The organism is Cryobacterium sp. SO1 (assembly GCF_004210215.2).
Lineage (GTDB): Bacteria > Actinomycetota > Actinomycetes > Actinomycetales > Microbacteriaceae > Cryobacterium.
In genome coordinates, this window is record NZ_CP067394.1 from 461996 (window position 1) to 485593 (window position 23598).

Here is a 23598-nt window from a genome sequence, read left to right on the forward strand (position 1 = left end):
GTGCACCGCAGGGCCGACCCCGCCTGCGCGGACGGCTGCGCCAGGGCAGGCTGGCTGCACTCGCGCCGCTTGCACCGCGTATCGCACGCGAAAGGAGATTCACCATGTCTATCCTCACCAGCTCTTCTGTACCGCCGATCGAGCACGACGTTCAAGCCAAGGCGAACACCGGAAAGGACGAGACGGCCGCCCGCGTCGCCGCATCGCCAGGGCACCATCCCAGCGTGGGCACCGGGATCCGCAACGGACTCGTGCGCACCCGCACGGTGCGCTCCAACACCTTTCGCGCCCTCCGGCGCATGAGGGAAGACCGCGGTGCCGCCACGGCCGAATACATCGTCGCGACCATGGCCGCGGTGGGGTTTGCCGGCCTGCTCATCGTGATCCTGCGCGGCGACGAGGTGCGCGGCATCCTCACCGACCTGGTGCGCAGTGCGCTCACGGTGGGCTGAGCGCTCCGGCGCACTCCGCCCTGACTGGTCGGCGGGCGGGCAGCCCCGCGACCGGGGCAGCATCACCGCCGAGTTCGCCGCAGCGCTCCCCGCCGTGCTCATGGTGCTGGCGTTGTGTCTGGGCGCCGTGCAGGTGATGGGCCAGCAGGTGCGCATGTCGGATGCCGCAGCCGACGTGGCCCGACTGCTGGCCCGCGGCGACGGTGCGGGCTCGGCGACCGGGCTGCTGGTCGCCGTGGCCCCAGGCGCGGTCCTCGCCGAGGAGCGGCAGGGGGAGTTCGTCTGCGCCAGGCTCAGCGCGCCGAGCGCCTTCGCGCCCTTCGCCGCCGCGGGCCTCACCCTCGGCGCACGGTCCTGCGCCCTTGCCAGCGACACCGCGAGCGCCGACCCGTGACGCGCCGACCCGTGACGCGCCGACCCGTGACGCGCCGACCCGTGACGCGCCGACCAGCGAGCGCCGACCCGTGATGCGGGGACTTCTGACCCGCCGACTTGCGACGCGGGGACCGGCGCGGTCCCTCGTGCCGGGCAGCTCCGAACGCGGCTCCGGTTCGGTGCTCGCGGTCGCGCTAGTCGGCGCGCTCGTCACCCTGACCGCCGTGCTCGTACCGGTGTTGGCGCTGCTGCCGGCCCATCAATCCGTGCAGGGTGCCGCGGATGCGGCGGCGCTCGCCGCGGCCGATATCGCCTCCGGCCTCATCCCGGGGGTGCCCTGCGACACGGCGGCGCGGGCCGCAGAGCTGAACGGGGCCCGCCTGGCCGCCTGCACGGTCGACGGACTGATTGCCACCGTGACGGTTGCTCGCACGGTGGGCGTGTTCCCGATCAGCTCAAGGGCGCGAGCCGGGCCGGCACCCTAGCTGGACGCCGGGGGAGTGTCGAAGAGCGCTTCGAGGTAGCGGTAGTCCACAGCGGACGGTTGGTCGGGATGCTCGGCGGAATCGAACTCCAGGCCGGCTGCTCGCGCATAGAGGTAACGCTTGCCGTGCGAGTCGGCGGGGATTTCGAGCCGCGGCCGGGGATCCCCCGACTCGAGGAACTCGGTGGTGACGGTCTTTCCTTCGAGGGGGCCGTCCGTCAGTTTTGCGGTGTACGTGCCCTGCGCTGCAGTAACCATGTCTCTATTGTGCGTCTGTGCCCTGCGGAGGCAACCCCCAATCCGCAAACCTGGGTCGGGCCGGGCGCGTGTCGCGCGGCCGTGCCACACGGATAGGGAAGATGTGCGCACATCCGTTTCAGCCCTTGCACTGCGCCGCAGGCGAGCTACCGTGGAGGCGATTCGGGGCGCTCCGGCGCCGTGGTGGTCGGCGCGCACTCGATTCCTGTGTGTATGGTGTGGCTTGGTCGTTACACAGACCGTTACCTATAAAGAGGAGTCTGGTGCCAGGCACTAAGAAGCTGGTCATTGTCGAGTCGCCGACGAAGATGAAGTCGATCGCCGCCTATTTGGGCGACGGATACGAGGTTTTGTCGTCGGTCGGACACATCCGAGACCTGATCGAGCCCAAGAATCTGCCGCCGGAGCTCAAGAAGGGCCCGCTCGGCAAGTTCTCCGTCGACGTCGACAACGGCTTCGAACCGTACTACGTGGTCTCCGACGCCAAGAAGAAAACCGTCAGCGACCTCAAACGAGCTCTGAAGAACGCCGACGAACTCCTCCTCGCAACTGATGAGGACCGCGAAGGCGAGGCCATCGCCTGGCACCTGCTGCAGGTCCTCCAGCCCAAGGTGCCGGTCAAGCGGATGGTGTTCCATGAGATCACCAAGGACGCCATCATCGCGGCCACCAACAACACCCGCGACCTCGACACCGCCCTCGTCGACGCGCAGGAAACCCGTCGCATCCTCGACCGCATCTACGGCTACGAGATCTCGCCCGTGCTCTGGCGCAAGGTGGGCCCCGGCCTGTCCGCCGGCCGGGTGCAGTCCGCCGCCACTCGCCTCGTCGTCGACCGGGAACGCGAACGCCTCGCCTTCGTCTCCGCCGGCTACTGGGACCTCATTGCCCAGCTCGCGCCCGGCGCTTCCGCCGAGAACGGCTTCCAGTCCAAGCTCGTGCGCCTCGGCGGTGAACGCATCGCCACCGGCAGCGACTTCGAAGACACCGGCAAGCTCAAGCCCAAGGTCGTCGCGGCCACCCTTGACGAGGCATCCGCCCTTGCCCTCGTCGACGCCCTCAAGGTGCCCGGCGTGCCGATCACGGTCACCAAGGTCGCCTCCAAGCCCTACCGCCGCAGCCCCGCCGCACCATTCACCACCTCCACCCTGCAGCAGGAGGCGGCGCGGAAGCTGCGCTTCACCGCCCGGCAGACCATGAGCGTGGCCCAGTTCCTGTACGAAAACGGCTACATCACCTATATGCGTACCGACTCGCCGTCGCTGTCGCAGCAGGCGATCACCGCAGCGCGCAAGCAGGCCGCGTCGCTCTACGGCGCGGAGACCGTGCCGGAGAACCCTCGCCTGTACAAGGGCAAGAGCAAGAACGCCCAGGAGGCCCACGAGGCCATCCGCCCGTCCGGTGACACCTTCCGCACCCCGGCGTCGCTGTCCAGCAGCCTGCGCGGCAACGATTTCAAGCTGTACGACCTGATCTGGAAGCGCACCGTCGCCAGCCAGATGGCGGATGCGACCGGTTCGACCGCGTCGGTGACCATCGCCGCGGGCCCCACCGGCCAGGCTGCGCACCCTGCCGCCACTGAGGCGCTCGCCGAGTTCGCCGCCAGCGGCACCGTGATCACCTTCCGCGGCTTCATGCTCGCGTACGAGGAGTCCAAGGACGAAGAGCGCAACGCCCCCACCGACCCGACCGAGTCGAAGCTGCCGCCGCTGGAAGAGGGTCAGTCGCTGACCCTCGTCGAGGTGGAGGCCAAGGGCCACGAAACCACCCCGGCGGCCCGCTACACCGAGGCCAGCCTGGTGAAGAAGCTCGAAGAGCTCGGCATCGGCCGCCCGTCCACCTACGCGTCGATCATCTCCACGATCACCGACCGCGGCTACGTCACCCCGCGCGGCCAGGCCCTGATCCCCAACTGGATCGCGTTCTCGGTCGTGCGCCTGCTGGAGGAATTCTTCTCCGACCTGGTGGAGTACGACTTCACCGCCGAAATGGAAGACGACCTCGACCGCATCGCCGGCGGCACCGCGGACCGGGTGGATTGGCTGACCAGCTTCTACTTCGGGTCCGAAAAGCACCGGGGCCTGCGCCAGGTTGTCGACAACCTCGGCGAGATCGACGCCCGCACGATCAACTCGATCCACATCGTCGACGACATCACCCTGCGCATCGGCAAGTACGGCCCCTACCTCGAGGTCGCCAACCCCACCGCCGACCCGGATGCCACGCCCCGTCGGGTGAACATCCCGCCGGACCTGGCCCCCGACGAGCTCACCCCGGCCAAGGCCCGTGAACTCGTGGATGCCCCGGTCGTCACCGACCGCGTCATCGGCGTGAACCCCGACAACGGCAAGGAGATCGTCGCCAAGGACGGTCGCTTCGGCCCGTACGTGACCGAACTCGAGCCGCCCGCCGACACCGACGGACCCGGCGAGTCCATCGACCCGCTCACCGGCGAAGTCACCTCGCTGGCCGACTCCGGAGCGCCGGCCGCCTCCGCTGCCGCCGCCACCAAGCCCAAGCGCAAGGCTCCGGCCAAGAAGGCCGCCGCCGCGGTGAAGCCCCGCACGGCATCGCTGTTCAAGTCGATGGACCTGGCCACCGTCGACCTCGATACCGCGCTGGCGTTGCTGAACCTGCCCCGCGTCGTGGGCCTCGACCCCGAGACGCAAACCGAGATCCTCGCCCAGAACGGCAAGTTCGGCCCGTACCTCAAGAAGGGGGTCGACACCCGTTCGCTCACCAGCGAAGACCAGATCTTCGAGATCGACCTGGCCGGCGCCATCGAGCTGTACGCGCAGCCCAAGTACGGCGCCCGCCGGGCCTCGAGCGCGCTGAAGGACTTCGACGAGCCCGACCCGGAGAGCGGCAAGGCCATCAAGATCAAGGACGGCCGGTTCGGCGCCTATGTGACGGACGGCATCACCAACGCCACGATCCCCAAGGCCGAGAGCGTCGAAGAGGTCGACTACGAGCGTGCCGTGCAGCTGCTCGCCGACAAGCGCGCCAAGGGTCCCGTCGTCAAGCGTGGGGTCGCTGCGAAGAAGGCTCCCGCCAAGAAGCCGGCTACCAAGAAGCCCGCTGCCAAGAAAGCTCCGGCCAAGAAGGCCGGCGCTACGACGAAGACCGCCGCCAAGCGGGCTCCGGCCAAGAAGACCGGCACCTCCACGGCCGGCCTGGGCCCCGCCGTGCGCGTAGAGCGCACCCCGGAGCAGAAGGCCGCGACCGCCGCGAAGGCCGCCGCCACCCGGGCGGCCACCGCAGCCGCGAAGGCAGCCCAGGCTTCGCAGTCGTGACGGATGCCGTGACGCCCGGCCTGTTCATCACCCTCGAGGGTGGCGACGGGTCGGGCAAGAGCACCCAGGCGCAGCTGCTCGGCGAATGGCTTCAGGCCCAGGGGCGCACGGTGGTGCGCACCCGCGAACCCGGCGGCACCGAGGTGGGCGTCGCCATCCGAGAGATCGTGCTGCATCACCGCGGTGAGGTGTCGCCCCGCGCCGAGGCCCTGCTCTACGCCGCCGACCGGGCTCAGCACGTCGCCACGCTGGTGCGCCCGGCCCTGGCCCGCGGTGAGATCGTCCTGCAGGACCGTTACCTCGACTCCTCCGTGGCCTACCAGGGCGCCGGCCGGGTGCTCGGTGGCACCGAGGTGCGCGACCTCTCGCTCTGGGCGGTCGAGGGGCTGCTGCCGCACCTCACGCTGCTGCTCGACCTCGACGAGAACGCCGCGCGCACACGCCTCGACGCCGCCGACAAGGTCTTCGACCGCCTCGAAGCCGAGAAGGGCGAGTTCCACGCCCGGGTGCGCGCCGCCTTCCTCGACCTCGCCGCCGCCGAACCGAACCGTTTCCTGGTGCTGGATGCGTCGCTGCCGAGCGACGAGCTGGCCGCGCTCATCCGTACCCGCGTCGCCGCCCTGCTCAGCTGAACGCCGCGCGCCCATGAAGCAGAACGTGCACTTCATCACCGTCGCCACACCGGATCTGGATGCGGCGCGCGTGTTCTACGTCGCTGCCCTGGGCTGGGTGCCGCTGATCGACGTGCCCGGCGAGATCATCTTCTTCCAGGTGGCCCCTGGCGCCGTGCTCGGCCTCTTCGACGCCCACAAGTTTGCCGAGGACCTGGGCACCGGGCCGAGCCACGGGTCGGTTTCGGGGGTGACCCTGTCGCACAACGTGGACAGCCCAGCCGAAGTGCACGCCGTCGTCGTCGCTATGACCGCCGTCGGCGGCACTGTGATCAAAGCGCCTCGGCCGGGCGCCTTCGGCGGGATCTTCCACGCCCACGTGCGAGCCCCCGGCGGCATCATTTGGGAGATCGCGCACAACCCCGGCTGGCAGATCGGCGAAGACGGAACTGTCAGCCTCGGCTGACGCGCCCGCCTCCTAGACGCTGCCGCACCGCGCCGTGCCGGATCACCCGCGCCCTGCCGCTTCGGCTCATTGCACGGGGTGCCTTGGCCGATCTTGCGAGGTTGCATTGCGAGTGGCAAGCAGGTGAAAAGCCAGTTCGCGCCGTTCCAGACTGTTGAGGTGGCCTCAACTGGCAACTCGTGGGCGCGCACCCGGGTGAGTCTCCAGTTGATGCCCTTTCGTGGGCAGTGTGGGGGCGTCAACGGGCAAGTCGGTGCAAGCTCGTAGGAGGCACTGTCTTGTCACCGGCTCCGGGTAGCCTTGGTGAATGGCAGTGTGGGACGACCTGACGGGTCAAGCAGAGGCGATCGCCATCTTCCGCGCCGCCGCCGAGCGCCCGGGAGCGGTCGCCACACTGGATCGGCCCGATTCTGACGCGGATGCGCCCGCCGGTGCCGGTCGCCCGGATGCCGCCGCCGCGCGGACCGGCCCCGCCACGGCCCCGAGCACCTCCTCGTCGATGACCCACGCCTGGCTGATCACCGGGCCGCCCGGCTCCGGTCGCTCCAACCTCGCGTTCGCGTTCGCGACCGCGCTGCTCAGCCCCGGCACCGTGCAGGGCGACGAGTCCACGAAAAGGCTCGTCGACGCCCGCACCCACCCCGACCTCACCGTGCTCAGCACCGAGGGCGTCATCATCAAGATGGACTCCGTCAAGGAAGCCGTGGCCCGGTCCCAGTATTCCCCGTCGGTGGGCCGCTACCGGGTCGTGGTCGTCGAGGACGCCGACCGCATGGTGGAGCGCACCTCCAACGTGCTGCTCAAGGCGCTCGAGGAGCCACCGGAGCGTACCGTGTGGATCCTCTGCGCCCCCAGCGAGGCGGACCTGCTGCCCACGATCCGCTCCCGGGTGCGCACCGTGCGTCTGCGGGTGCCGAGCATAGACGCGGTCGCCGAGCTGCTCATCCGTCGCACCGGGGTGGAACCGGCCGTCGCCGAACGGGCCGCCCGTGAAGCGCAGAGCCACATCGGCATGGCCCTGCGGCTGGCCACCAACGCCGAGGCCCGCACCCGACGCGAGGAAACCCTCCGCGCCGCGCTCGGCCTCACCGGGGTGTCCAGCGCGGTCAACGCCGCCGCCCGGCTGCTCGCCATCGCCGGTGACGACGCCAAGGCGATCACCATCGAGCGGGACGCCGCCGAACGTGAGGGCGTGCTGCGCTCGCTCGGCGTGGAACCCGGCCAGTCGGTGCCACCAGCGCTGCGCAGCCAGATCAAGAACCTCGAAGACGACCAGAAGCGTCGCGCCACCCGCAGCCTGCGCGACGGCATCGATCGTATCCTGGTGGACCTCACCTCGCTCTACCGTGACGTGATGATGATGCAGCTGGGCCGGGACAGCACCATCATCAACCTCGAACTGCTGCCCGAGTTGCGCCGCGCCGCCGGGGCCTGCCCGCCGGCGACCACGGTGGCGACGATGGATGCGATCGCCCTGGCCAGACTGAGAATTGAAGCGAACGTGGCGCCGGCGTTGGCCCTCGAGGCCATGCTGGTATCGATGATCCGACGGTGACGGCGCAGCAGCCGGTTGACGATGCACCAGAGAAGAGGAACCCAGTGACCAAGCGCTCTCGCGTATTCACGACCATGGCGGCCGCGGTGGCAGTGGCGCTCGGCCTGACCGGCTGCGTACCGTGGTTCATGCCGCAGCCCGCACCGTCCACCTCCACGCCCACCGGCGAGAAGGTCGACGCGTCGCTCGATTCGTTCTACAGCCAGGTGTTGGCTTGGTCCGACTGCGACAACGGCATGCAATGCACCACGGTGTCCACCCCGCTGGACTGGGACGACCCGGCCGCCGGCTCGGTGGACCTGGCCCTGGTGCGCCAGCCGGCCACCGGCGACCGGCTTGGTTCACTGCTGGTCAACCCCGGCGGCCCAGGCGGCTCCGGCTACGACTTCGTCAAGGAATCTGTCGACTACGCCACCAGCGCGGCGTTGCAGGAACGCTACGACATCGTCGGGTTCGACCCGCGCGGGGTCGGCAGGTCCTCGGCCGTGGCCTGCTACGAACCCGCCCAGATGGACGAGTACCTGTACGGCATCGCCGACGCCGAACGCGGCAGCGACGCCTGGATCCAGGAACTGGAAACCAGCGCCACCGCCTTCGCGGCCGCCTGCACCGACAAGACCGGGGCACTGCTCGGTGAGGTCGACACCCAGAGCGCCGCCCGCGACCTCGACCTGATGCGCGCCGTGCTCGGCGACACCGAACTGAACTACCTGGGCTTCTCCTACGGCACCTTCCTGGGCGCCACGTACGCCGAGCTGTACCCTGACAAGGTCGGCCGACTCGTGCTGGACGGCGCGCTGGACCCGTCCACCAGCAACTTCGAGGTGACCAGCACCCAGGCGCTGGGCTTTGAGAACGCGCTGCGCGCCTACCTCACCGACTGCCTGGCCGGCTCGGCCTGCCCGTTCGACGGCACCGTCGACGACGCCATGGCCACGATCGGCGCCCTCCTGGCGTCGGTGGATGCCAGCCCGATCGCCGCCACCGACGGCCGCCAGCTCGGCGCAAACGCGCTGCTCACCGCGATCATCTACCCGCTGTACCAGGCCACAGCGTGGCCCAACCTCAGCGACATGTTCGAGGGTGTGCTGCAGGGCAGCGCCGACGGCGCGATGCAATTCGCCGACGGGTACAACGGCCGCAACCCAGACGGCAGCTACGCCGACAACTCCACCGAGGCGTTCATGGCCATCAACTGCGTGGACTACGCCTACAACGACGACCCCGCAGCCATGCGCGCCGAAGCCGCCCAGATCGAACAGATCGCCCCGATCATCGGCAAGTACATGGCCTTCGGCGACATCTCCTGCGCCAATTGGCCGTACGCCTTCACCGGCGAACGCCAGGAGATCCACGCCCCCGGCACCGCCCCGATCCTTGTCGTGGGCACCACCAACGACCCGGCCACCCCCTACGTGTGGGCGCAGAACCTGGCCGAGCAGCTCGACAGCGGCCAGCTCGTTACCTACGAGGGCGAGGGCCACACCGCATACAACAAGTCCAACTCCTGCGTGAACGACGCCGTCGATAGCTACCTCATCGACGGCACCGTGCCCACGGCCGACCCGATGTGTTGAGTCATGGCCGCCGCACCTGACGAACCGGGTCTGCGCGAGCGGAAACGCCTGGCCACCCGCCGGGAGATTCAGCGAGCGGTGCTCACCCTCTGTGCCCAACGGAGCATCGACAAGGTGACCATCGACGAGATCAGCCGGGTGGCCGAGATCTCGCCGCGGACCTTCTTCAACTACTTCGCCTCCAAGGATTCCGCCCTGGTCGGCGACGAACTGGAGTTGGCCTGCGACGCCGACATCGAACGGTTCATCACCGGCGGCCACGGTGGCGACGTCATGAACGACCTGGCCACCCTCATCGGCCGGAGCCTGCAGAACACCGACGGCGACCGCGAAATCCACGAGCTACGTCGCGCGGTGATGAAAGACAACAGTCACCTGTTCACCATGCGGATGGCCACCCTGCGCAACTTCGAAGCCAGCCTGCAGCAGATCGTGGAGCGCCGGCTCACCGCCGACGACCCGAACCTCGGCGAGGCCCCCCGGGCCCTGGCCCAGCGGGCGCTACTGCTCACCCTGATCGCCATGGCCGCCACCCGGCATGCTTGGCGGTGCTGGGCCGAAGCGGATGATTGCACCCCGCTCTCGGCCTGGGTCGCCAAATCCTTCCGGGAGCTGTACACCGTGACCTCCCCGACCGACTAAGCTTGGATGCTGTGTCACCGCGCGACATTCGCAAGGAAGTCTTCGGTCTCACGCCGCCTTAGCTCAGTTGGTAGAGCGATTCACTCGTAATGAATAGGTCATCAGTTCGATTCTGATAGGCGGCCCAGTGAATCGCAGGGATGCTGGGCTATCCCGACTCGTCGTTGTGACCAGAGCGTGCACCCTGTTCTGAGTGCCTGTCTGAGGATCTCCGCGATCGACACGAATTATTCGTCGCTTATCAGAATGATCCAACAGCGCCGCCTGAGCCCACCAATCGCCGGATCGACGCGCGACAGCAGGCTTCCGAGCCCATTCCCGGGCTCGCGGCTTGCCGTTCGTGCGAAACGACACCCCGTTACACTCGTTCGGGGGGTACTCTCCCGCAGACCGAAGGAGAGTCGTGGGCGCGAGCAGAGCACCGATAGCGGTGGCCGCACAACAGCGAATTCAGTGGCCTGATGCCGCCAGAGGTATGGCGATCGTGCTGGTGGTCTTCCATCACGCCATCATCTATTCGGCTGCAGAGGGACTGGCCGCTCCCGGCTGGTTGGCGGCCACGGAAATGCTCCGAACGATGCGAATGCCGTTGTTCTTCCTGGCCGCGGGACTCTTCGCCGGAAAGTATGTCACCGGTCGCTGGCGGAGCGTTTTCCAGAAAAAAATACTACTTTTCGCCTGGGTATTCGTTCTGTGGGTGATTGTCCGATGGACCGTTCTCAATCTGATCCCTGGAGTGGACAGCGAGACCGGCATTCTGCAGTTGCCACTTCACCTGGTCTGGCCCGTTGGCGGTTGGTTCATTTTTGTCCTTGCGATCTACTTTGTACTCGCCAGATGCTCCGTCGGCATTCCGACGTCGATCCAGCTCGCCGTCGCAGGTGTCGCTTCTCTCCTCTGGTTCGCCCTGGACGATCCGATCGGCAACAACGGCTGGGATGGCGTACCCACGTTCTACTTTTTCTTCCTCGTCGGTTGTTACGGTCGATCGGGGATTCTCGCATTCGGCAACGCGTTGTCGGTGGCATCGGGGATTGCTGTCGTCGCCGGATGGGCAGCTTCCTACGTGGCTCTCGCACACTGGGGGCTAGCCGACGCGCCGGTGATCTCCTTCGCCATGCGAGTTCTTGGTTTAGGGGCAGGGATTGCACTGGCGCGTGGGCTAGAGCGTCATAGATGGTTGCGGCGGTTGGGTGGGCAGACGCTGCCGATCTATCTTTCACACACGCTGTGGATCTTCTTCGCCGTCTGGATACTCACCCTCATCTGGCCAGGCGGAGACTCCAGTGCGGCGATGTGGGTACCTCTCCCGATCGCATTGTTCGGGCTGGCTATGGCGTGGCTCATGGCGCGATGCGTTGCGTATCTGGGCGCAAACTGGCTGTTCGAGACTCCGCAATGGCTGGCGGGAATGTTTGACCGGTTCTGGCCGCTGAGCAGGCCGATAGCGTCGCCGGACCCAACGGTCTCGAATTGACAGTTGGGCGCTCATTGCCGATTTAGCCGCTCCTGAGACCGGAGACCCGCAGCTGAGGTGGACCACGCCGCGCGCTCCGCTTGACGTTGATGGATCTGATCGCCGGCACCTGAATAGCCGAGAGCGTTGTGCGACCATGGGTGCCTTCCGGGAGGACTCGAGGGGCGCGATAGGGTCGAGACGTGGCTGACTGGACCGAACACGTGATCTGGTGGCACGTGTACCCGCTGGGCTTCGTCGGCGCGGACACCACCGGCGCCGACCGCACGTTCACGCACAGGCTGCGGCAGATCGAGTCGTGGCTGGACTATTTGCTCGACCTCGGCGCCAATGGGCTGGCCCTGGGCCCAGTGTTCGCCTCACGCACGCACGGCTACGACACCACCGACTACTTCCAGGTGGACCCGCGGCTCGGCGACACCGCCGACCTCGAGCACCTCATCGCCGAGTGCCGTCGGCGCGGCATCCGGGTGATGCTCGACGGCGTGTTCAACCACGTGGGCCGCGAGTTCGCTCCGCTGGTCGCAGCGCTCGCCGATCCGGCCGCGCCCGAGAACGCCCTGTTCCGCCACAGCGCGGGCGACCTGGTGGCCTTCGAGGGGCACGACGCCCTGGTGACGCTCAACCACGACAACCCGGCCGTCGCCGACCTGGTCGCCGACGTGATGACCTACTGGCTCGACCGCGGCATCGACGCTTGGCGGCTCGACGCGGCGTACGCGATGCCCACCGAGTTCTGGGCGGGCGTGCTGCCGCGGGTGCGCGAGCGGCACCCCAAGGCGTACGTGATGGGCGAGGTGCTGCACGGGGACTACGCCGGCTTCGTCAGCGCATCCGGGGTCGACACCGTCACCCAGTATGAGCTGTGGCAGGCCATCTGGCACGCGATCGGCGAGCGCAATTTCTTCGAACTGGACTGGGCGCTCACCCGGCACACCGCTTTTCTCGGCGACTTCGTGCCGTACACGTTCGTGGGCAACCACGACGTGACCCGGCTGGCCAGCCAGATCCCCGACGAGCGCCACCACCCGCACGCCCTGGTGCTGCTGCTGACCCTGGGCGGCACCCCGGCGATCTACTACGGTGACGAACTGGGCCTCCGCGCCGTGAAGGAGCAGCGCGCCGGCGGCGACGACGCGATCCGGCCCGCCTACCCGGCGACTCCGGCCGAGCTGCCGCCCGCGGACCAGGAACCCGTCGGCGCGACCACCTTCACGCTGCACCAGGAACTGATCGGCCTGCGCCGCCGGCATCCGTGGCTACACGCTGCAACGAGCCGGCCATCGGCTCTGGCCAACACCGGCTACGTGTACGAAGTGACCGACGGCGTCCACCGCCTCGTCGTGGCGCTCAACCTGAGCGACGAGACCCTGCCGGTGACCACGGATGCCGCTGAGCGTCTCGCCGGCACCGCCGACCGCACCCCGGCCGGGCACACGGTGCCGCCGCACGGCTGGGCGATCTTCGGCTGACGCCTGGTCGCTGGCACCGGCACCCGCGCGCATGGTTGACTCGAGGCATGGGTCACACAGGGCGCGAACGAGTCGAAACGGATGCGCGGGCGCGCGGACTCGAGATCGACATCGTCGAGCGCCCCGCCGCCGACAGCCTCGAAAGCGCCGCCCGGCTGCTGGGGCTCGATCCTGCCGGCATCGTCAAGTCCCTCGTGGTGAAACGCCACGACGGCGACTACATCTTCGTGCTCGTGCCCGGCGACCGGCAGATCAGCTGGGCCAAGCTGCGCGCCCTCGTGGGTGTGAACAAGCTGTCGCTGCCGCACCAGGACCTCGCGCTGGCCGCGACCGGATACGCGCGTGGCACCATCACCCCGCTGGGCAGCAGCACCGCCTGGCCGGTGTTCGCCGACGAGCGGATGCGCGGCACCCGGGTGGCCATGGGCGCGGGGGAGCACGGCTACTCCGCGTTCGTCGACGCGGACGCGCTGATCACGGCCTACGACGCCACGGTGGCCGACATCACCGACGAGCTCACGCCGCGCTCCTAGCGAGCCCCTGGAACTGTTGCCGAAACGGACTTCTGCGCGCTGCGCCCAGCGTGCACCGGGCGCAGACGTCAGCGGGGGCACCGGCCTGCTGCAGGCCGAAGCCGTCCTTCGTGTCACGCAGCGGAAACATCGTGCGGCTACACTCGTTCGGGGGGTAGCCTCCACGAAGATTTTTGGGGGATCCATGAGCACAGTGCACGTCAAGCAGGCCACCGCGCCGGTCACCGCGACGACACCGAAGAAGAAGCTGCGGCGGGATATCCAGGGGCTGCGAGCGATTGCCGTCGTTGCCGTCATCGCCGACCACCTTTTCCAGTGGCCCACCGGTGGTTTCGTCGGCGTCGACGTGTTTTTCGTGTTGTCCGGTTTCCTGATCACCGGGTTGCTACTGCGCGAACACGACCAGACGGGCACGATCTCGTTCAGCGGGTTCTACAAGCGTCGGGTCCGCCGCATCCTTCCGGCCGCCACTCTTGTACTCGCAACCACCGTCGCCATCTCCTTCTTAATCTTCAACGTCGGTCGTTTCGACCAGACGCTCGGAGATGCCGTCTGGTCGTTCATCTTCCTCGGAAACTGGCACTTCGCCGCGGATGGCACCAATTACTTCCTCGCCGGCGGCCCGGTCTCGCCCCTGCAGCATTTCTGGTCGCTGTCGGTTGAAGAACAGTTCTATTTCGTGTGGCCGTGGCTGATGCTCCTCATCCTCGCGCTCGGCGGCAAGGCCACCAAATGGGATCCCACAGTGGCACGCCGCGTGGTCGGCATCGTGATGCTGGCCATCGTCGTCGCCACCTTCGCGTGGTCGGTCTGGGAAACCGCGACGAATCCCACCTGGGCGTACTTCTCAACCTTCTCGCGCACTTGGGAACTCGGAATCGGGGCCTTGCTGGCCATTTTTGCCGGGCGCCTGTCATCGATCCCGTCGTGGCTGCGGCCCATCCTGGGCTGGCTGGGACTTGTCGGGATCCTCGCTTCTATCTTCCTGATCACCGACGCGCTGCCGTTCCCCGGCCCCTGGGCCGCAGTGCCGGTGCTCTCCACCGCCCTGGTGATTCTGGCCGGTACGAACGGTGAGGTGCGCTACCTCTGGCCGCTCACCAACCCGGTGTCGCGGTACCTGGGGGACATCTCCTACAGCCTGTACCTCTGGCACTTCCCGGTCGTCATCATGTTGGGCTCGGTGCTGGTTGAGGGCACCATCGAACACGCGGTCACGGCATTGGTGCTGATGGCCATTCTGACGGTGCTGTCCTACCACTTCGTCGAACAGGCCGTACTCAGATCGACGTGGCTTCGCCCAGTGTCAGCGGAGGAGCGATCCGCTATTGAAAGCACCAAACGCCGGAAGGAGCGCGCTGCCAGTACGTCACGTACCCCGGTGGTGATCGGCGTTGCCCTGGTCGCCGTGGTGAGCCTCACCCTGGCGTGGGTGGCTCTCGTGCCGCGGGACCCACCGACCAGCGCGTTTGTCAGCCCGGCACAGGCCCAGGGCCAGCCGGAGGGCGCTGACGGCGGCACGGAGGAGCAGGTGCCGGCCGGCCCGGCCGGTGAACTCACTGCGGGTTTGACCGCGGCGCTCACCAGCGACTCCTGGCCTGCGTTCGATCCGCCCGCCGACGGGTCGGTGAACTTGCGTGTTCCACAGTGGATTGAGGACAACTGCCTCAACGTCGGCGAAGACACGGTGAACGATTGCACCTACGGTGCCGCCGAACCGACCAAGACCGCGGTCGTCGTGGGAGATTCCATCGCCACGAGTTGGCTTCCTGGCATCGTTGCTGCACTCGAGCCGCTCGGTTACTCGGTGCAGCCGCTTACTCGGGAAAAGTGTCCGGTGGGCTTGATGCCAGTCACCTCCAGCGAAGAGACAGGCGGGCCGCGCTACGAGGCCTGTGACAGCCAGCACCAGTGGGTGGCCGAGAAGGTGCAGGAGATCCAGCCGGATCTTGTCATCATGTCTGACTCTTTCCACGGCCTGAACCGACTCACCAGCCAAAATCGTGGCGATGCGGCCAACGCGGAGTGGAAGGCGGGTTTCGGCCAGGCACTGAGCACTCTGCCGGCCGAAACGAAAAAGGTGGTGCTCATGTCTCCTCCCGGGGCTGGGAACATGACGCAGTGCTATACCCCGGTGTCCAGCCCGAAAGACTGCACCGGGAACCTGCAGCCCAACTGGAAGAACATGCTGGATGCCGAGGCCGCCGCGTCAGCTGAAGCCGGCGTGGAGTTCGTGGACACCAGGGATTGGTTCTGCGTGACCGACCGATGCCCCGCCTTTGTCGGCACCACGTCCATCTACGCTGACTCTGCGCACCTCACAAAAACCTACAGCGAGAGCCTTGCCCCGGTCATCATCGCGAAACTCCAGGAGCTCGGGCTTGTCTAGGTCTGGCGGGGCAGAGCCGATGACGGTCGTTTCATTGCGGCAGCCGGCGCCGCAGGCACACCGCTCGCAGCCCATCGGCTACGGCTTCACCGCGACCCTGCTCACCCTCGTCTTTGCCGGGTTGATGCCGATCTACCTCATGACCACGATCCCGTATCCCACCGATCAGGCCGTGGTCGGCGACGCTGTGCTGGCGTTGATCATCCTGGTCTACAGCGGTACCCGGTTGGCGTTCGTCATCGGTCGCGGGCTGCCGACCCTGTTCGCTTTCGCCTTCTGGCTCTTCGTGTACGTCTTTCTGGCCGTCCCCGCGTTTGCGCAGGTTCTCGCGAGCCGGTCGCCGGGCACAACTCCCGATATCAGCCTCGAATACAACACAGAGTCGCTGGTGATCATCCTGCTCGGCCTGGTCGCCACCGAGGTGGGGGCGCTCTTCGTCTCCCGGCGGACAGGGCCGACGACCCCGGGCGTCTCAAGCCGGTCGCGGCGCGCCAGTCCGGTGCCGAGGGAGTTCTCCCGCGCCCGGATAACGCTGCTCGCGCTGGGAGGGTTCGCCATGTGGGTGTTCTACGTGGCCCGGATCGGTCCAGCGACCTTCTTCACCAGCCGGGAATCGATGGCGCTCATGCGCGGTGTCGTTTTTCCGGAGCCGACGTTGTCCACGATAATCGCCGCGTCGGCCTCCATCCCCTTGCTGGTGTGTGTGCATGCGATGGCGCGTTACCGACGAGCGGAGGTTGCGGCAGGCATCGCAAAACGCAGCTTCACCCTGATGATGCCGATGGCCGCCTTCGCCGTGGTCTTTGCGATCAATGTCTTCAGCTCATCCCGGTACCTTTTCGGCACCATGGCCTTCAGCCTCCTGGTTCTGATCGGAGCATTCGCGACCAGGGCGCGCATCCGCTGGACCATGTCGATCCTCACCGGAGTGCTCCTGTTCGGCTTCCCACTGTTCTCAATCTTCCGTCGCGAAGCGACCCAGACCAGCAGCCAACTCGGTGCAGGCGCGTTTGTGAACAGCGGTGACTACGATTCTTTTGCCCAGATCAACAACGCGGTCAACTACGTGTCAGTTGAAGGGATCCTGTGGGGCAAACAGCTTCTGGGTCCTCTGGTTTTCTGGGTCCCGCGGTCGATCTGGCCCGACAAACCGATCGACACCGGAGTTTTCATCGCCCAGTTCCGCGGGTATCGGTTCGAAAACCTGTCAGCGCCGTTTTGGGCCGAGGCCTATCTGAGTGGGGGGTGGGCAGGTCTTGTCATTCTGTTCGTGCTGCTTGGCTTCATTCTGAAGAAAGCGGACCGCACCACCCAGTTCGATCTCGCCACCTCCGGGGTATCCGGTGTCGCTGTCGCAATTCTCTCGTTCTATCTGCTGATTCTGCTTCGAGGTTCCCTCCTCCAGGCAACCAGCATGCTCGCGGTGATGGTCTTCAGCATCTGGTTCGTTTCGAGACGGGGAACGCCACAGGCTCGCACGACCGGAGACCGTCGCGGTCTGATCCGCGCTCAGGAGTTTCCCAGAATGTAACATTCCCGTCGACCGGTTGGCAACCCCATCCGGGGGCCACTGGTTAGGCTCGTGGGATGGGGAACATCGAGGGGTCGTCGCGTCCAGAGTTTCCGTATCTGGACGGCATCAGAGGATGTGCTGCTATCGCAGTCGTGCTCTATCACGCATTCCTCTTCACGGGGCTGTCGAACCAAACGACGTGGGAGTTGCGGGTCGTGGACCTGATCGTCGGATGGGGCTACCTCGGGGTGCCCGTCTTCATCGTCCTGTCCGGGTATGTACTCATGCTTCCCACACTGTCCAATGGGAACAGGCTGCGCGGCGGCACAATGCGCTACCTGACCCGCCGTGCTCGGAGGGTGGCTCCGCCGTACTACGCCGCGCTCATCATCAGCATTCTCCTGATACTCCTGATTCCGGTCATGCAGCAGCCGTCTGGAACACAGTGGGATACCAAGCTGCCCATGACGGTGCCCGGCGTCGTGAGTCACTTTCTGCTGGTCCACGACTTCTCCGCGGAGTGGATCGGTGCCATCAACGGTCCGCTGTGGAGCGTCGCGGTCGAAGCACAGATCTACCTGCTCTTCCCGCTCCTCCTACTCCCGCTCTGGCGGCGCTTTCGCCCGGGTTGGGTTGTCGCGGGCGTTGTCATCGTGTCGGTGTCGCCCGTGTTCACCGGAATCGGCGTGTGGGCGCATCCGTGGCTTGTCGGCATCTTCGCGATGGGGATGTGGTCGGCTCAGGTGACGATGAGTCAGACCCGGAATCGCTGGGCCGGTCCGCTGTTCATCGTCTTCGGTGTGCTCACCCTGATGGCGATAGCCGCGACCCGGGTCTTCGACATCCGCTCGCTCGGCCTCATCGAGATCTGCGCGGGAGGGGCCGTAGCGACCGGCCTGGCCTGGGCCGGCCAGAGGTCCGTTGCTGGAGCGACGCCCCTGATCGTCAGGCCCTTCCAGTCTGAACCGATGATTCGTCTGGGCCTTTTCTCGTACAGCATCTATCTCTTGCACAGTCCACTGCTGGCCCTGGCCAACCTGCTCCTGATGCCCTTGGGGCTTCCGATCGCTGCCCATTGGGCGCTCATGACCTTTGCCGTCGCGCCGGTTGTCGTCGCGCTCTGCTACGTGTTCTTCGTGCTGGTTGAAAGGAACTTCCTCAACACCCGACAGCGCCACGCCAAGGTGGAACTATCCGAGCACTTACCGACCGACGCCTCCGCGGCCGTCCCCATGCAGGATCGGCGACGCTCCAGGACGCGATAGATGAATTCGCGTGCCTTCTCGGCAACCGATCCCTCGCTCACGGGGTCAGGAGACTCGTCAGGGCAGTGTCATCGGGCCGAAACCTGGTCCCGATACACTCGTTCGGGGGGTAGCCCCACGTTGCGGGGGAAACATGACCACATTTGCTGGATGGCTGACGAGTGCGCGACCGCGTCTCCGGGCGCGTGTCGGCGCGAGTCGCCGCATCGGATGGGCTACGTGAAGACCATCGACCCGTCGGGCGGCGGGACGAGCGGGACGTTCGGGCCCCGTGCCGGAGCGTTCCACATCCCGTCCTTGGACGGAATCCGCGCGATCGCGGTTCTCGTCGTCTTCGTCGGGCACGGCTATCTGGCGCCGGCGGCCTGGCCGGGTCATGTCGGAGTCACGATCTTCTTTTTCCTCAGCGGTTACCTCATCACCACGCTTCTCCGGCGTGAGTATGCGAAGACTCGCACGGTGTCGCTGAGGCGCTTCTACCTGCGCCGGGCATTGCGGATCCTGCCGCCGGCCTTTCTGGCGATCATCGTGACAGTGGCGCTCGGCGCCACCGGCATCGTGGTGTCGTCGACCACTGGATGGGGAGTGCTGGCGGAATTTCTGAACTATACGAACTACTACATCGTGCTGTTCGGACGTGACGGACTGCCGCCGGAGTCCACTCAGCTCTGGTCGCTGTCCGTCGAGGAGCACTACTACCTCGTCGTGCCCGCCGTGCTGCTGGTCCTGTTTCGCAGGAAACTGTCCGTTCGTGCGATCGGCTGGATCCTCGTCGTCGTCGCCAGCGCGGTCCCGGTATGGCGTATCTACCTCGGCCTCACCGGAGCAAGCTTCGATCGCCTCTACGTGTCAACCGACACGCGCATCGACAGCTTGATCTTCGGCAGCGCAATGGCGCTGCTTCTCAACCCGGCCCTGGGTGACCGTCTTCCCGGTGGCGCACGCACCGATTGGCACGTCCGGCGCTGGATCGCGCCGCTGGCCGTGGTGGTTTTCGTGGCCGTGGCACTCGTCCCGCAGCTGGAGTTCCGCCTCAGCATCGCTGACACCATCCAGTGCCTGTGCCTGGTGCCGATCTTCTGGTACATCATCGTGCACCCACACAGCACTGTCGGCCGGATCCTGAATCATCCGGTGGTCCAGAAGATCGGTGCCCTGTCGTTTTCCATCTATCTCTTCCACCGGCTTGTGCTCGTCCTCGTCGACCAGTCCTTCATCACCGTGCCGGCCGTGGTGGACCTGGTGTCGTTGATTCTCACTATCCTTCTGGCGCAGGTGGTTTTTGTTTCCGTGGAACGACCCTGCGGCCGACTGCGCAAACGGCTGGAGTACAGCCTGCCCCTGCGATAGGGCGCCGATGCTCGGATGCCGGCGCCTTGGTCGCCGCCTACGGCGCCACGGTCGCCGATGTCACCGACGAGATCCTGCCACGGTCATAGAACATCGCCCGGCGAATGCCGACGATTACGCGTTCGCCCACCAGGTAGCGCCGGCCGGGCACCCGGCAACGCACGCTGATTCCGTGCCAGTGCACGACCACGTCATTGCTGGCCCGCCCATACAAAGACGACGCCACCACAGCATCCATCTCGGCACCCGTGCCCGGCGAGAGCGTGATGTCCTCGGGTAGCACCGCGATCGTGCCGCCGCCCATCGCTGCGCCGCCGCATTCGATTACCGATCCGGGCACCGTGCACGGATGCCCGTCGGCGGTGAACCCGGCCGCCGTGCGTTCGCCAACGAACAGGGTGGCATCGCTGAGGAACCGGGCCACCTCGGCGGTGACCGGCCGGGTGACCAACTCCACCGGGCTGCCGACCTGCTGGATGCTGCCGCCGTCCAGAACAACGACCCGGTCGGCTAGGGCGAGGGCCTCCTCACGGTCGTGGGTGACGTGCACGACGGTGAGTCCGATCGACCGGGTGAGCGACTGCAATTCCAGCCGCAGGCTGTCGCGCAGCGGCTCGTCCAGCGCCGACAGAGCCTCGTCGAGCAGCAGCACCCGCGGGCGACCGACGATGGCCCGGGCCAGTGCCACCCGCTGGCGCTGTCCGCCCGACAGGGTGGCCGGGTTGCGCTTCTCGAAGCCGGCCAGGCCCACCAGCTTCATGACCTCGGCGACCCGGGCTGCCCGTTCGGCCCGCGGCACCTTGGCCAGCACAAGCGGGTAGGCGATATTACGTTCGACGCTCCAGTGCGGCCAGACGGCGTGCTGCTGGAACACCATGCCCAGCCCGCGCCTCTCCGGCTCGACCGACCGGCGGGAGTCGGCGACGACGGTGTCGTCGAGCAGGATCGACCCGCGGGTGGGCGTGAGGAACCCGGCGATGGCGCGCAGCAGGGTGGTTTTACCCGAGCCGGACGGACCGACCAGCGCCACGAACTCGCCGTCGGCGATGGAGAGGTCGATGGCGTCGAGGCCGACGGTTCCATCGGGGTAGACGAGGCCGACGTTCGTGAGCGTGACTGAAGACATGCGGGTCCTTTGGGCTAGTGGGCGCGGCGGGCGGCCAGTCCGAGGCCGGCGAGGCCGACGACGGTGATGATCAGGGAAAGCGCCGACGCGGCGTTATAGGCGCCGGCCTGCTGCAGGCTGAAGATGTTCACGCCGAGGGTCTGCGCGCCGGGCGCGAGCAGCAGCACCGAAATCGTGAGCTCCCGCACCGCGGTGAGCACCACGAGCACCCCGCCGGCGATCGCGGCCGGAACCGCCATCCGCCAGGAGATGTCGAACAGGGCCCGCAGCCGGCTGGCCCCGGAGATGCGGGCGGCTTCCTCCGCGGTCATCGGGGTGGCCGTCAGCGGCGCAGAAACCGACTGCACCACGATCGCGATGAACGCCATCACGTAGGCGCAGAGGATCAGCCACGGCGTGTTGAACAGGCCGACCCGGGGCGCGATGATGAGCCAGCCCACTGCGATGACCAGCCCAGGGATCGCCTGCGGCAGCATCACGACGGTCTTCAGCGCGGTGTTCGAACGGGCACGGGTTCGCGTCACGACGGTGCCGATGGCCAGGCCCAACACCGCGCAGATCACGCCGGCGAGCACCGAGAGCACCACCGAGTTCACCGCGCCGGTGAGCGCCGAGGGTGCACTGGTCGCGCGCACGATGTTGTCCAGGGTGAGGTTGGCCCAGGTGAGCGGCACGCCGGGCGCCGGCAGCAGCGCTTGGCTGAGTAGCGCGGCCAGCGGCAGCAGGGTGATCGCGAGCACCACCAGCCACGCGGCGACGCTCAGCGGCAGCCGGGCGACCCCGAGCGGCAGTAGCTGCACGGCCGACGCGGAGCCGTCCAATTCCCAGCGTGACCGGGACACGATCAGGTCCACGACCATGGCGAGCACGGCGACGACCAGCAGAACCACGCCGATGGTGGAGATCACCTCGAGCGGCGAGTCCACGGTGCCCGACTGGATGTACCGGTAAATCAGGGTGGAGAGGGTGACGTAGCGCTCGGGCAGCCCGATGATCGACGGAATGCCGAAGTCGGCCAGGTTGGACACCGCGATGAGAGTGAACGCAGAGAGCATCGCGGGGCGCAGCAGCGGGATTGTGATGGTGCGCACCGCGCGGATGGCGGAAGCGCCCGAGATGCGTGCGGCCTGCTCGAGGTCGGTGGGCACGCGCCGCAACGCCGCCGAGACGATCATGTACGCGACCGGGTAGGAGTGGATGGCGAGAAGCACGATCACGCCGTCTCCACCGTAGATGTTCCACAGCGGGCCACCGAACCAGGCGGTCCAGAGCACGTTGACCGGGCCGGTGGGACCGGCGATGCCGATCCAGGCGATCGCCCCGACAAACGGCGGCACCAGCAGTGGGGTGAGCGCGAACAGCCGCAGCACTTTGCGGCCGCGCAGGTCGCTACGGTCCAGGAGCAGGGCGAGCGCGGTACCGGCCGTGACAGCGACGGTGGCAGAGACCACTGCGGAGATCAGACTGTTCAAACCGGCCTGCACGATGTCGCCGCCGAGCAGCAACGGCAGGTGGTTTGCAGAGAACGCGAGCACCACGATCGCTCCGAGCGGCACGAGGATCACGGCGGCGGAGACCAGCCAGAGGGCCAGACGCAGCAGCTCGATGCCGGCGACGGCGCGCCGGGCATCCGCTCGGGGCGGCAGGAGCGACGGCGAGAACTGGGGGAGCCGGGAACGGGCCCGGTCGAGAACGACCGGGCCCGCGCCAGGGGCTTTACTGGAAGAGCTCATTGAACCGCGCGACGGCGGCGGCCTTGGTGTCGTTGATCACGTCGAGGTCGGGCGTGAGGATCTCGATGTCGTCCATGGCCGGGGCTCCGTCGGGCGTGCCGACGTCATTGCGCACGGGCAGGTAGGACTGCTCCACGGCGAGGGTCTGGCCCTCGGCGCTGACCAGGAAGTCGACGAACGCCTCCGAGGCGGCCTGCTCGTCGGTGCTGGCGAAGATACCTACCGGCTGAGAGACGTAGGGCACGCCCTCTGACGGGTAGGCCACGTCGATGGGGGAGCCGGCGGCCTTGAGCTCACGCACCAGGTAGTCCACGACCACGCCGACGGGCTGGGTGCCCGCGGCGACGGCCTGCGAGACCGGGCCGTTGCTGTCGGCGATGACCGGCTTGTTGGCGGCCAGGTCGGTGAGCCAGGCCTCGCCGAGGTCGGCGTTGTCGAGCCACACGGCGGCGTTATAGGCGGCCGCGCCGGAGACATCCGGGTTGGGCATGCTGATCAGGCCCGCGTAGGCGGGGTCGGTGAGGTCGGCCCACGAGGTGGGCGGGCTGTCGATGACGCCGGTGTTGTAGGCGATGACGGTGGGGATGATGCGGGTGCCCACGTAGAAACCGTCGGGGTCGACGACGTCCTGGTTGAGCGACTCGACGCCGGCGGGCGAGTAGGCCAGCAGCAGGTCTTCGCTCTTGTAGGTCTCGAAGGTGCCGGAGTCGGCGGCCAGCAGCACGTCGGCCTGCACGTCGCCGGTGGTGCGCTCGGCCTCGATGCGGGCGGTGAGGTCGCCGGTGCCGGCACGGAAGACCTCGACGGTCACGTCGGGCTGGTCCTCGTTGAACGCCGCGACGATGGCGTCGATCTTCTCCTGCGGTTCGGAGGTGTACACCGTGATGGTCGCGGGGGCGAGGGCCTCGGCCGCGGTGGCGGACGGGGCGGTCTCGGCCGAGGCATCGGCGGTGGAGCAGCCGGCCAGGGCGAGGCCGAGGACCACGAGGGTGGCGGCGCCGGTGACCTGAGTTGTGCGTGACATGGG

Annotated in this window: 20 protein-coding genes and 1 tRNA gene; 17 read left to right on the forward strand and 4 right to left on the reverse strand. The window is 67.3% G+C overall.

Going from position 1 to position 23598, the window contains the following annotated elements:
- Positions 1-299 precede the first annotated feature (299 nt).
- From BJQ95_RS02210 to BJQ95_RS02220, 3 genes are all read left to right on the forward strand, one after another.
- Entirely contained in the window at positions 300-452 is a 153-nt protein-coding gene (locus BJQ95_RS02210) for a DUF4244 domain-containing protein (protein WP_130176351.1), read from the forward strand.
- Entirely contained in the window at positions 433-846 is a 414-nt protein-coding gene (locus BJQ95_RS02215; protein WP_130176319.1) for a TadE family protein, read from the forward strand. Before BJQ95_RS02210 ends, BJQ95_RS02215 begins: the two co-directional genes overlap by 20 nt.
- 127 nt (positions 847-973) lie before the next feature.
- Positions 974-1312 (forward strand): Rv3654c family TadE-like protein, encoded by a 339-nt coding sequence (locus BJQ95_RS02220; RefSeq protein WP_240694585.1) that lies wholly within the window; start codon positions 974-976, stop codon positions 1310-1312.
- On the opposite strand, the gene BJQ95_RS02225 is transcribed toward BJQ95_RS02220, so the two are convergent.
- A complete protein-coding gene (locus BJQ95_RS02225) occupies positions 1309-1569 on the reverse strand; it encodes a hypothetical protein (protein ID WP_130176318.1) in 261 nt (86 codons plus the stop codon). The genes BJQ95_RS02220 and BJQ95_RS02225 overlap by 4 nt on opposite strands.
- Positions 1570-1832: 263 nt before the next feature.
- Here BJQ95_RS02225 and topA point away from each other — a divergent pair, with 263 nt between their 5' ends.
- The 14 genes from topA to BJQ95_RS02295 all read left to right on the forward strand — a co-directional run bounded on the left by topA (position 1833) and on the right by BJQ95_RS02295 (position 19712).
- Complete coding sequence (topA, locus tag BJQ95_RS02230; RefSeq protein WP_130176317.1) at positions 1833-4862, forward strand: type I DNA topoisomerase; 3030 nt, start codon at positions 1833-1835, stop codon at positions 4860-4862.
- Positions 4863-4870: 8 nt separating this feature from the next.
- A complete protein-coding gene (gene tmk, locus BJQ95_RS02235; protein ID WP_130176349.1) occupies positions 4871-5494 on the forward strand; it encodes a dTMP kinase in 624 nt (207 codons plus the stop codon).
- Between the two features lie 13 nt (positions 5495-5507).
- Positions 5508-5939 carry a VOC family protein gene (locus BJQ95_RS02240; RefSeq protein WP_130176316.1) on the forward strand — a complete coding sequence of 144 codons (432 nt, stop codon included), beginning with the start codon at positions 5508-5510 and terminating at the stop codon, positions 5937-5939.
- Between the two features lie 307 nt (positions 5940-6246).
- On the forward strand, positions 6247-7494 hold the full coding sequence (locus BJQ95_RS02245; RefSeq protein ID WP_130176315.1) for a DNA polymerase III subunit delta': 1248 nt from the start codon (positions 6247-6249) through the stop codon (positions 7492-7494).
- A 74-nt stretch (positions 7495-7568) separates the two neighbouring features.
- A complete protein-coding gene (locus BJQ95_RS02250) occupies positions 7569-9071 on the forward strand; it encodes an alpha/beta hydrolase (protein ID WP_130176348.1) in 1503 nt (500 codons plus the stop codon).
- A gap of 3 nt (positions 9072-9074) precedes the next feature.
- On the forward strand, positions 9075-9713 hold the full coding sequence (locus BJQ95_RS02255; protein WP_130176314.1) for a TetR/AcrR family transcriptional regulator: 639 nt from the start codon (positions 9075-9077) through the stop codon (positions 9711-9713).
- Positions 9714-9765: 52 nt separating this feature from the next.
- Positions 9766-9838 (forward strand) — tRNA-Thr (locus BJQ95_RS02260).
- A 278-nt stretch (positions 9839-10116) separates the two neighbouring features.
- Positions 10117-11190, forward strand: coding sequence for an acyltransferase family protein (locus tag BJQ95_RS02265; RefSeq protein WP_130176313.1), 1074 nt, complete (start codon positions 10117-10119; stop codon positions 11188-11190).
- A gap of 182 nt (positions 11191-11372) precedes the next feature.
- Positions 11373-12662: an alpha-amylase family glycosyl hydrolase gene (locus BJQ95_RS02270; RefSeq protein WP_130176312.1), complete on the forward strand. Its 1290-nt coding sequence runs from the start codon at positions 11373-11375 to the stop codon at positions 12660-12662.
- A 47-nt stretch (positions 12663-12709) separates the two neighbouring features.
- Positions 12710-13195: an aminoacyl-tRNA deacylase gene (locus BJQ95_RS02275; RefSeq protein ID WP_130176311.1), complete on the forward strand. Its 486-nt coding sequence runs from the start codon at positions 12710-12712 to the stop codon at positions 13193-13195.
- A gap of 184 nt (positions 13196-13379) precedes the next feature.
- On the forward strand, positions 13380-15584 hold the full coding sequence (locus BJQ95_RS02280; RefSeq protein WP_130176310.1) for an acyltransferase family protein: 2205 nt from the start codon (positions 13380-13382) through the stop codon (positions 15582-15584).
- A gap of 19 nt (positions 15585-15603) precedes the next feature.
- Positions 15604-17115: an O-antigen polymerase gene (locus BJQ95_RS02285; protein WP_130176309.1), complete on the forward strand. Its 1512-nt coding sequence runs from the start codon at positions 15604-15606 to the stop codon at positions 17113-17115.
- 56 nt (positions 17116-17171) lie between these two features.
- On the forward strand, positions 17172-18362 hold the full coding sequence (locus tag BJQ95_RS02290; protein WP_256041496.1) for an acyltransferase: 1191 nt from the start codon (positions 17172-17174) through the stop codon (positions 18360-18362).
- Positions 18363-18512: 150 nt separating this feature from the next.
- Positions 18513-19712, forward strand: a complete 1200-nt coding sequence (locus BJQ95_RS02295) for an acyltransferase (RefSeq protein WP_256041497.1) — start codon at positions 18513-18515, stop codon at positions 19710-19712.
- Between the two features lie 37 nt (positions 19713-19749).
- On the opposite strand, the gene BJQ95_RS02300 is transcribed toward BJQ95_RS02295, so the two are convergent.
- Genes BJQ95_RS02300 through BJQ95_RS02310 form a run of 3 tightly spaced genes read right to left on the reverse strand, consistent with a single transcriptional unit; the run spans position 19750 to position 23595 of the window.
- The gene (locus tag BJQ95_RS02300) at positions 19750-20838 is read right to left on the reverse strand and encodes an ABC transporter ATP-binding protein (protein ID WP_130176307.1); all 1089 of its coding nucleotides are present in this window, start codon (positions 20836-20838) and stop codon (positions 19750-19752) included.
- Positions 20839-20852: 14 nt separating this feature from the next.
- Positions 20853-22571, reverse strand: a complete 1719-nt coding sequence (locus BJQ95_RS02305; RefSeq protein WP_130176306.1) for an iron ABC transporter permease — start codon at positions 22569-22571, stop codon at positions 20853-20855.
- On the reverse strand, positions 22555-23595 hold the full coding sequence (locus BJQ95_RS02310) for an ABC transporter substrate-binding protein (RefSeq protein WP_130176305.1): 1041 nt from the start codon (positions 23593-23595) through the stop codon (positions 22555-22557). Before BJQ95_RS02310 ends, BJQ95_RS02305 begins: the two co-directional genes overlap by 17 nt.
- Between the last annotated feature and the right edge of the window lie 3 nt (positions 23596-23598).

Coding starts and splice junctions, on each gene's coding strand:
- BJQ95_RS02210 (WP_130176351.1), top strand. CDS start 300: ATGAGGGAAGACCGCGGTGCCGCCACGGCCGAATACATCGTCGCGACC.
- BJQ95_RS02225 (WP_130176318.1), bottom strand. CDS start 1,569: ATGGTTACTGCAGCGCAGGGCACGTACACCGCAAAACTGACGGACGGC.
- BJQ95_RS02240 (WP_130176316.1), top strand. CDS start 5,508: ATGAAGCAGAACGTGCACTTCATCACCGTCGCCACACCGGATCTGGAT.
- BJQ95_RS02245 (WP_130176315.1), top strand. CDS start 6,247: ATGGCAGTGTGGGACGACCTGACGGGTCAAGCAGAGGCGATCGCCATC.
- BJQ95_RS02250 (WP_130176348.1), top strand. CDS start 7,569: ATGGCGGCCGCGGTGGCAGTGGCGCTCGGCCTGACCGGCTGCGTACCG.
- BJQ95_RS02255 (WP_130176314.1), top strand. CDS start 9,075: ATGGCCGCCGCACCTGACGAACCGGGTCTGCGCGAGCGGAAACGCCTG.
- BJQ95_RS02275 (WP_130176311.1), top strand. CDS start 12,710: ATGGGTCACACAGGGCGCGAACGAGTCGAAACGGATGCGCGGGCGCGC.
- BJQ95_RS02280 (WP_130176310.1), top strand. CDS start 13,380: ATGAGCACAGTGCACGTCAAGCAGGCCACCGCGCCGGTCACCGCGACG.
- BJQ95_RS02285 (WP_130176309.1), top strand. CDS start 15,604: ATGACGGTCGTTTCATTGCGGCAGCCGGCGCCGCAGGCACACCGCTCG.
- BJQ95_RS02290 (WP_256041496.1), top strand. CDS start 17,172: ATGGGGAACATCGAGGGGTCGTCGCGTCCAGAGTTTCCGTATCTGGAC.
- BJQ95_RS02295 (WP_256041497.1), top strand. CDS start 18,513: ATGGCTGACGAGTGCGCGACCGCGTCTCCGGGCGCGTGTCGGCGCGAG.
- BJQ95_RS02300 (WP_130176307.1), bottom strand. CDS start 20,838: ATGTCTTCAGTCACGCTCACGAACGTCGGCCTCGTCTACCCCGATGGA.
- BJQ95_RS02305 (WP_130176306.1), bottom strand. CDS start 22,571: ATGAGCTCTTCCAGTAAAGCCCCTGGCGCGGGCCCGGTCGTTCTCGAC.
- BJQ95_RS02310 (WP_130176305.1), bottom strand. CDS start 23,595: ATGTCACGCACAACTCAGGTCACCGGCGCCGCCACCCTCGTGGTCCTC.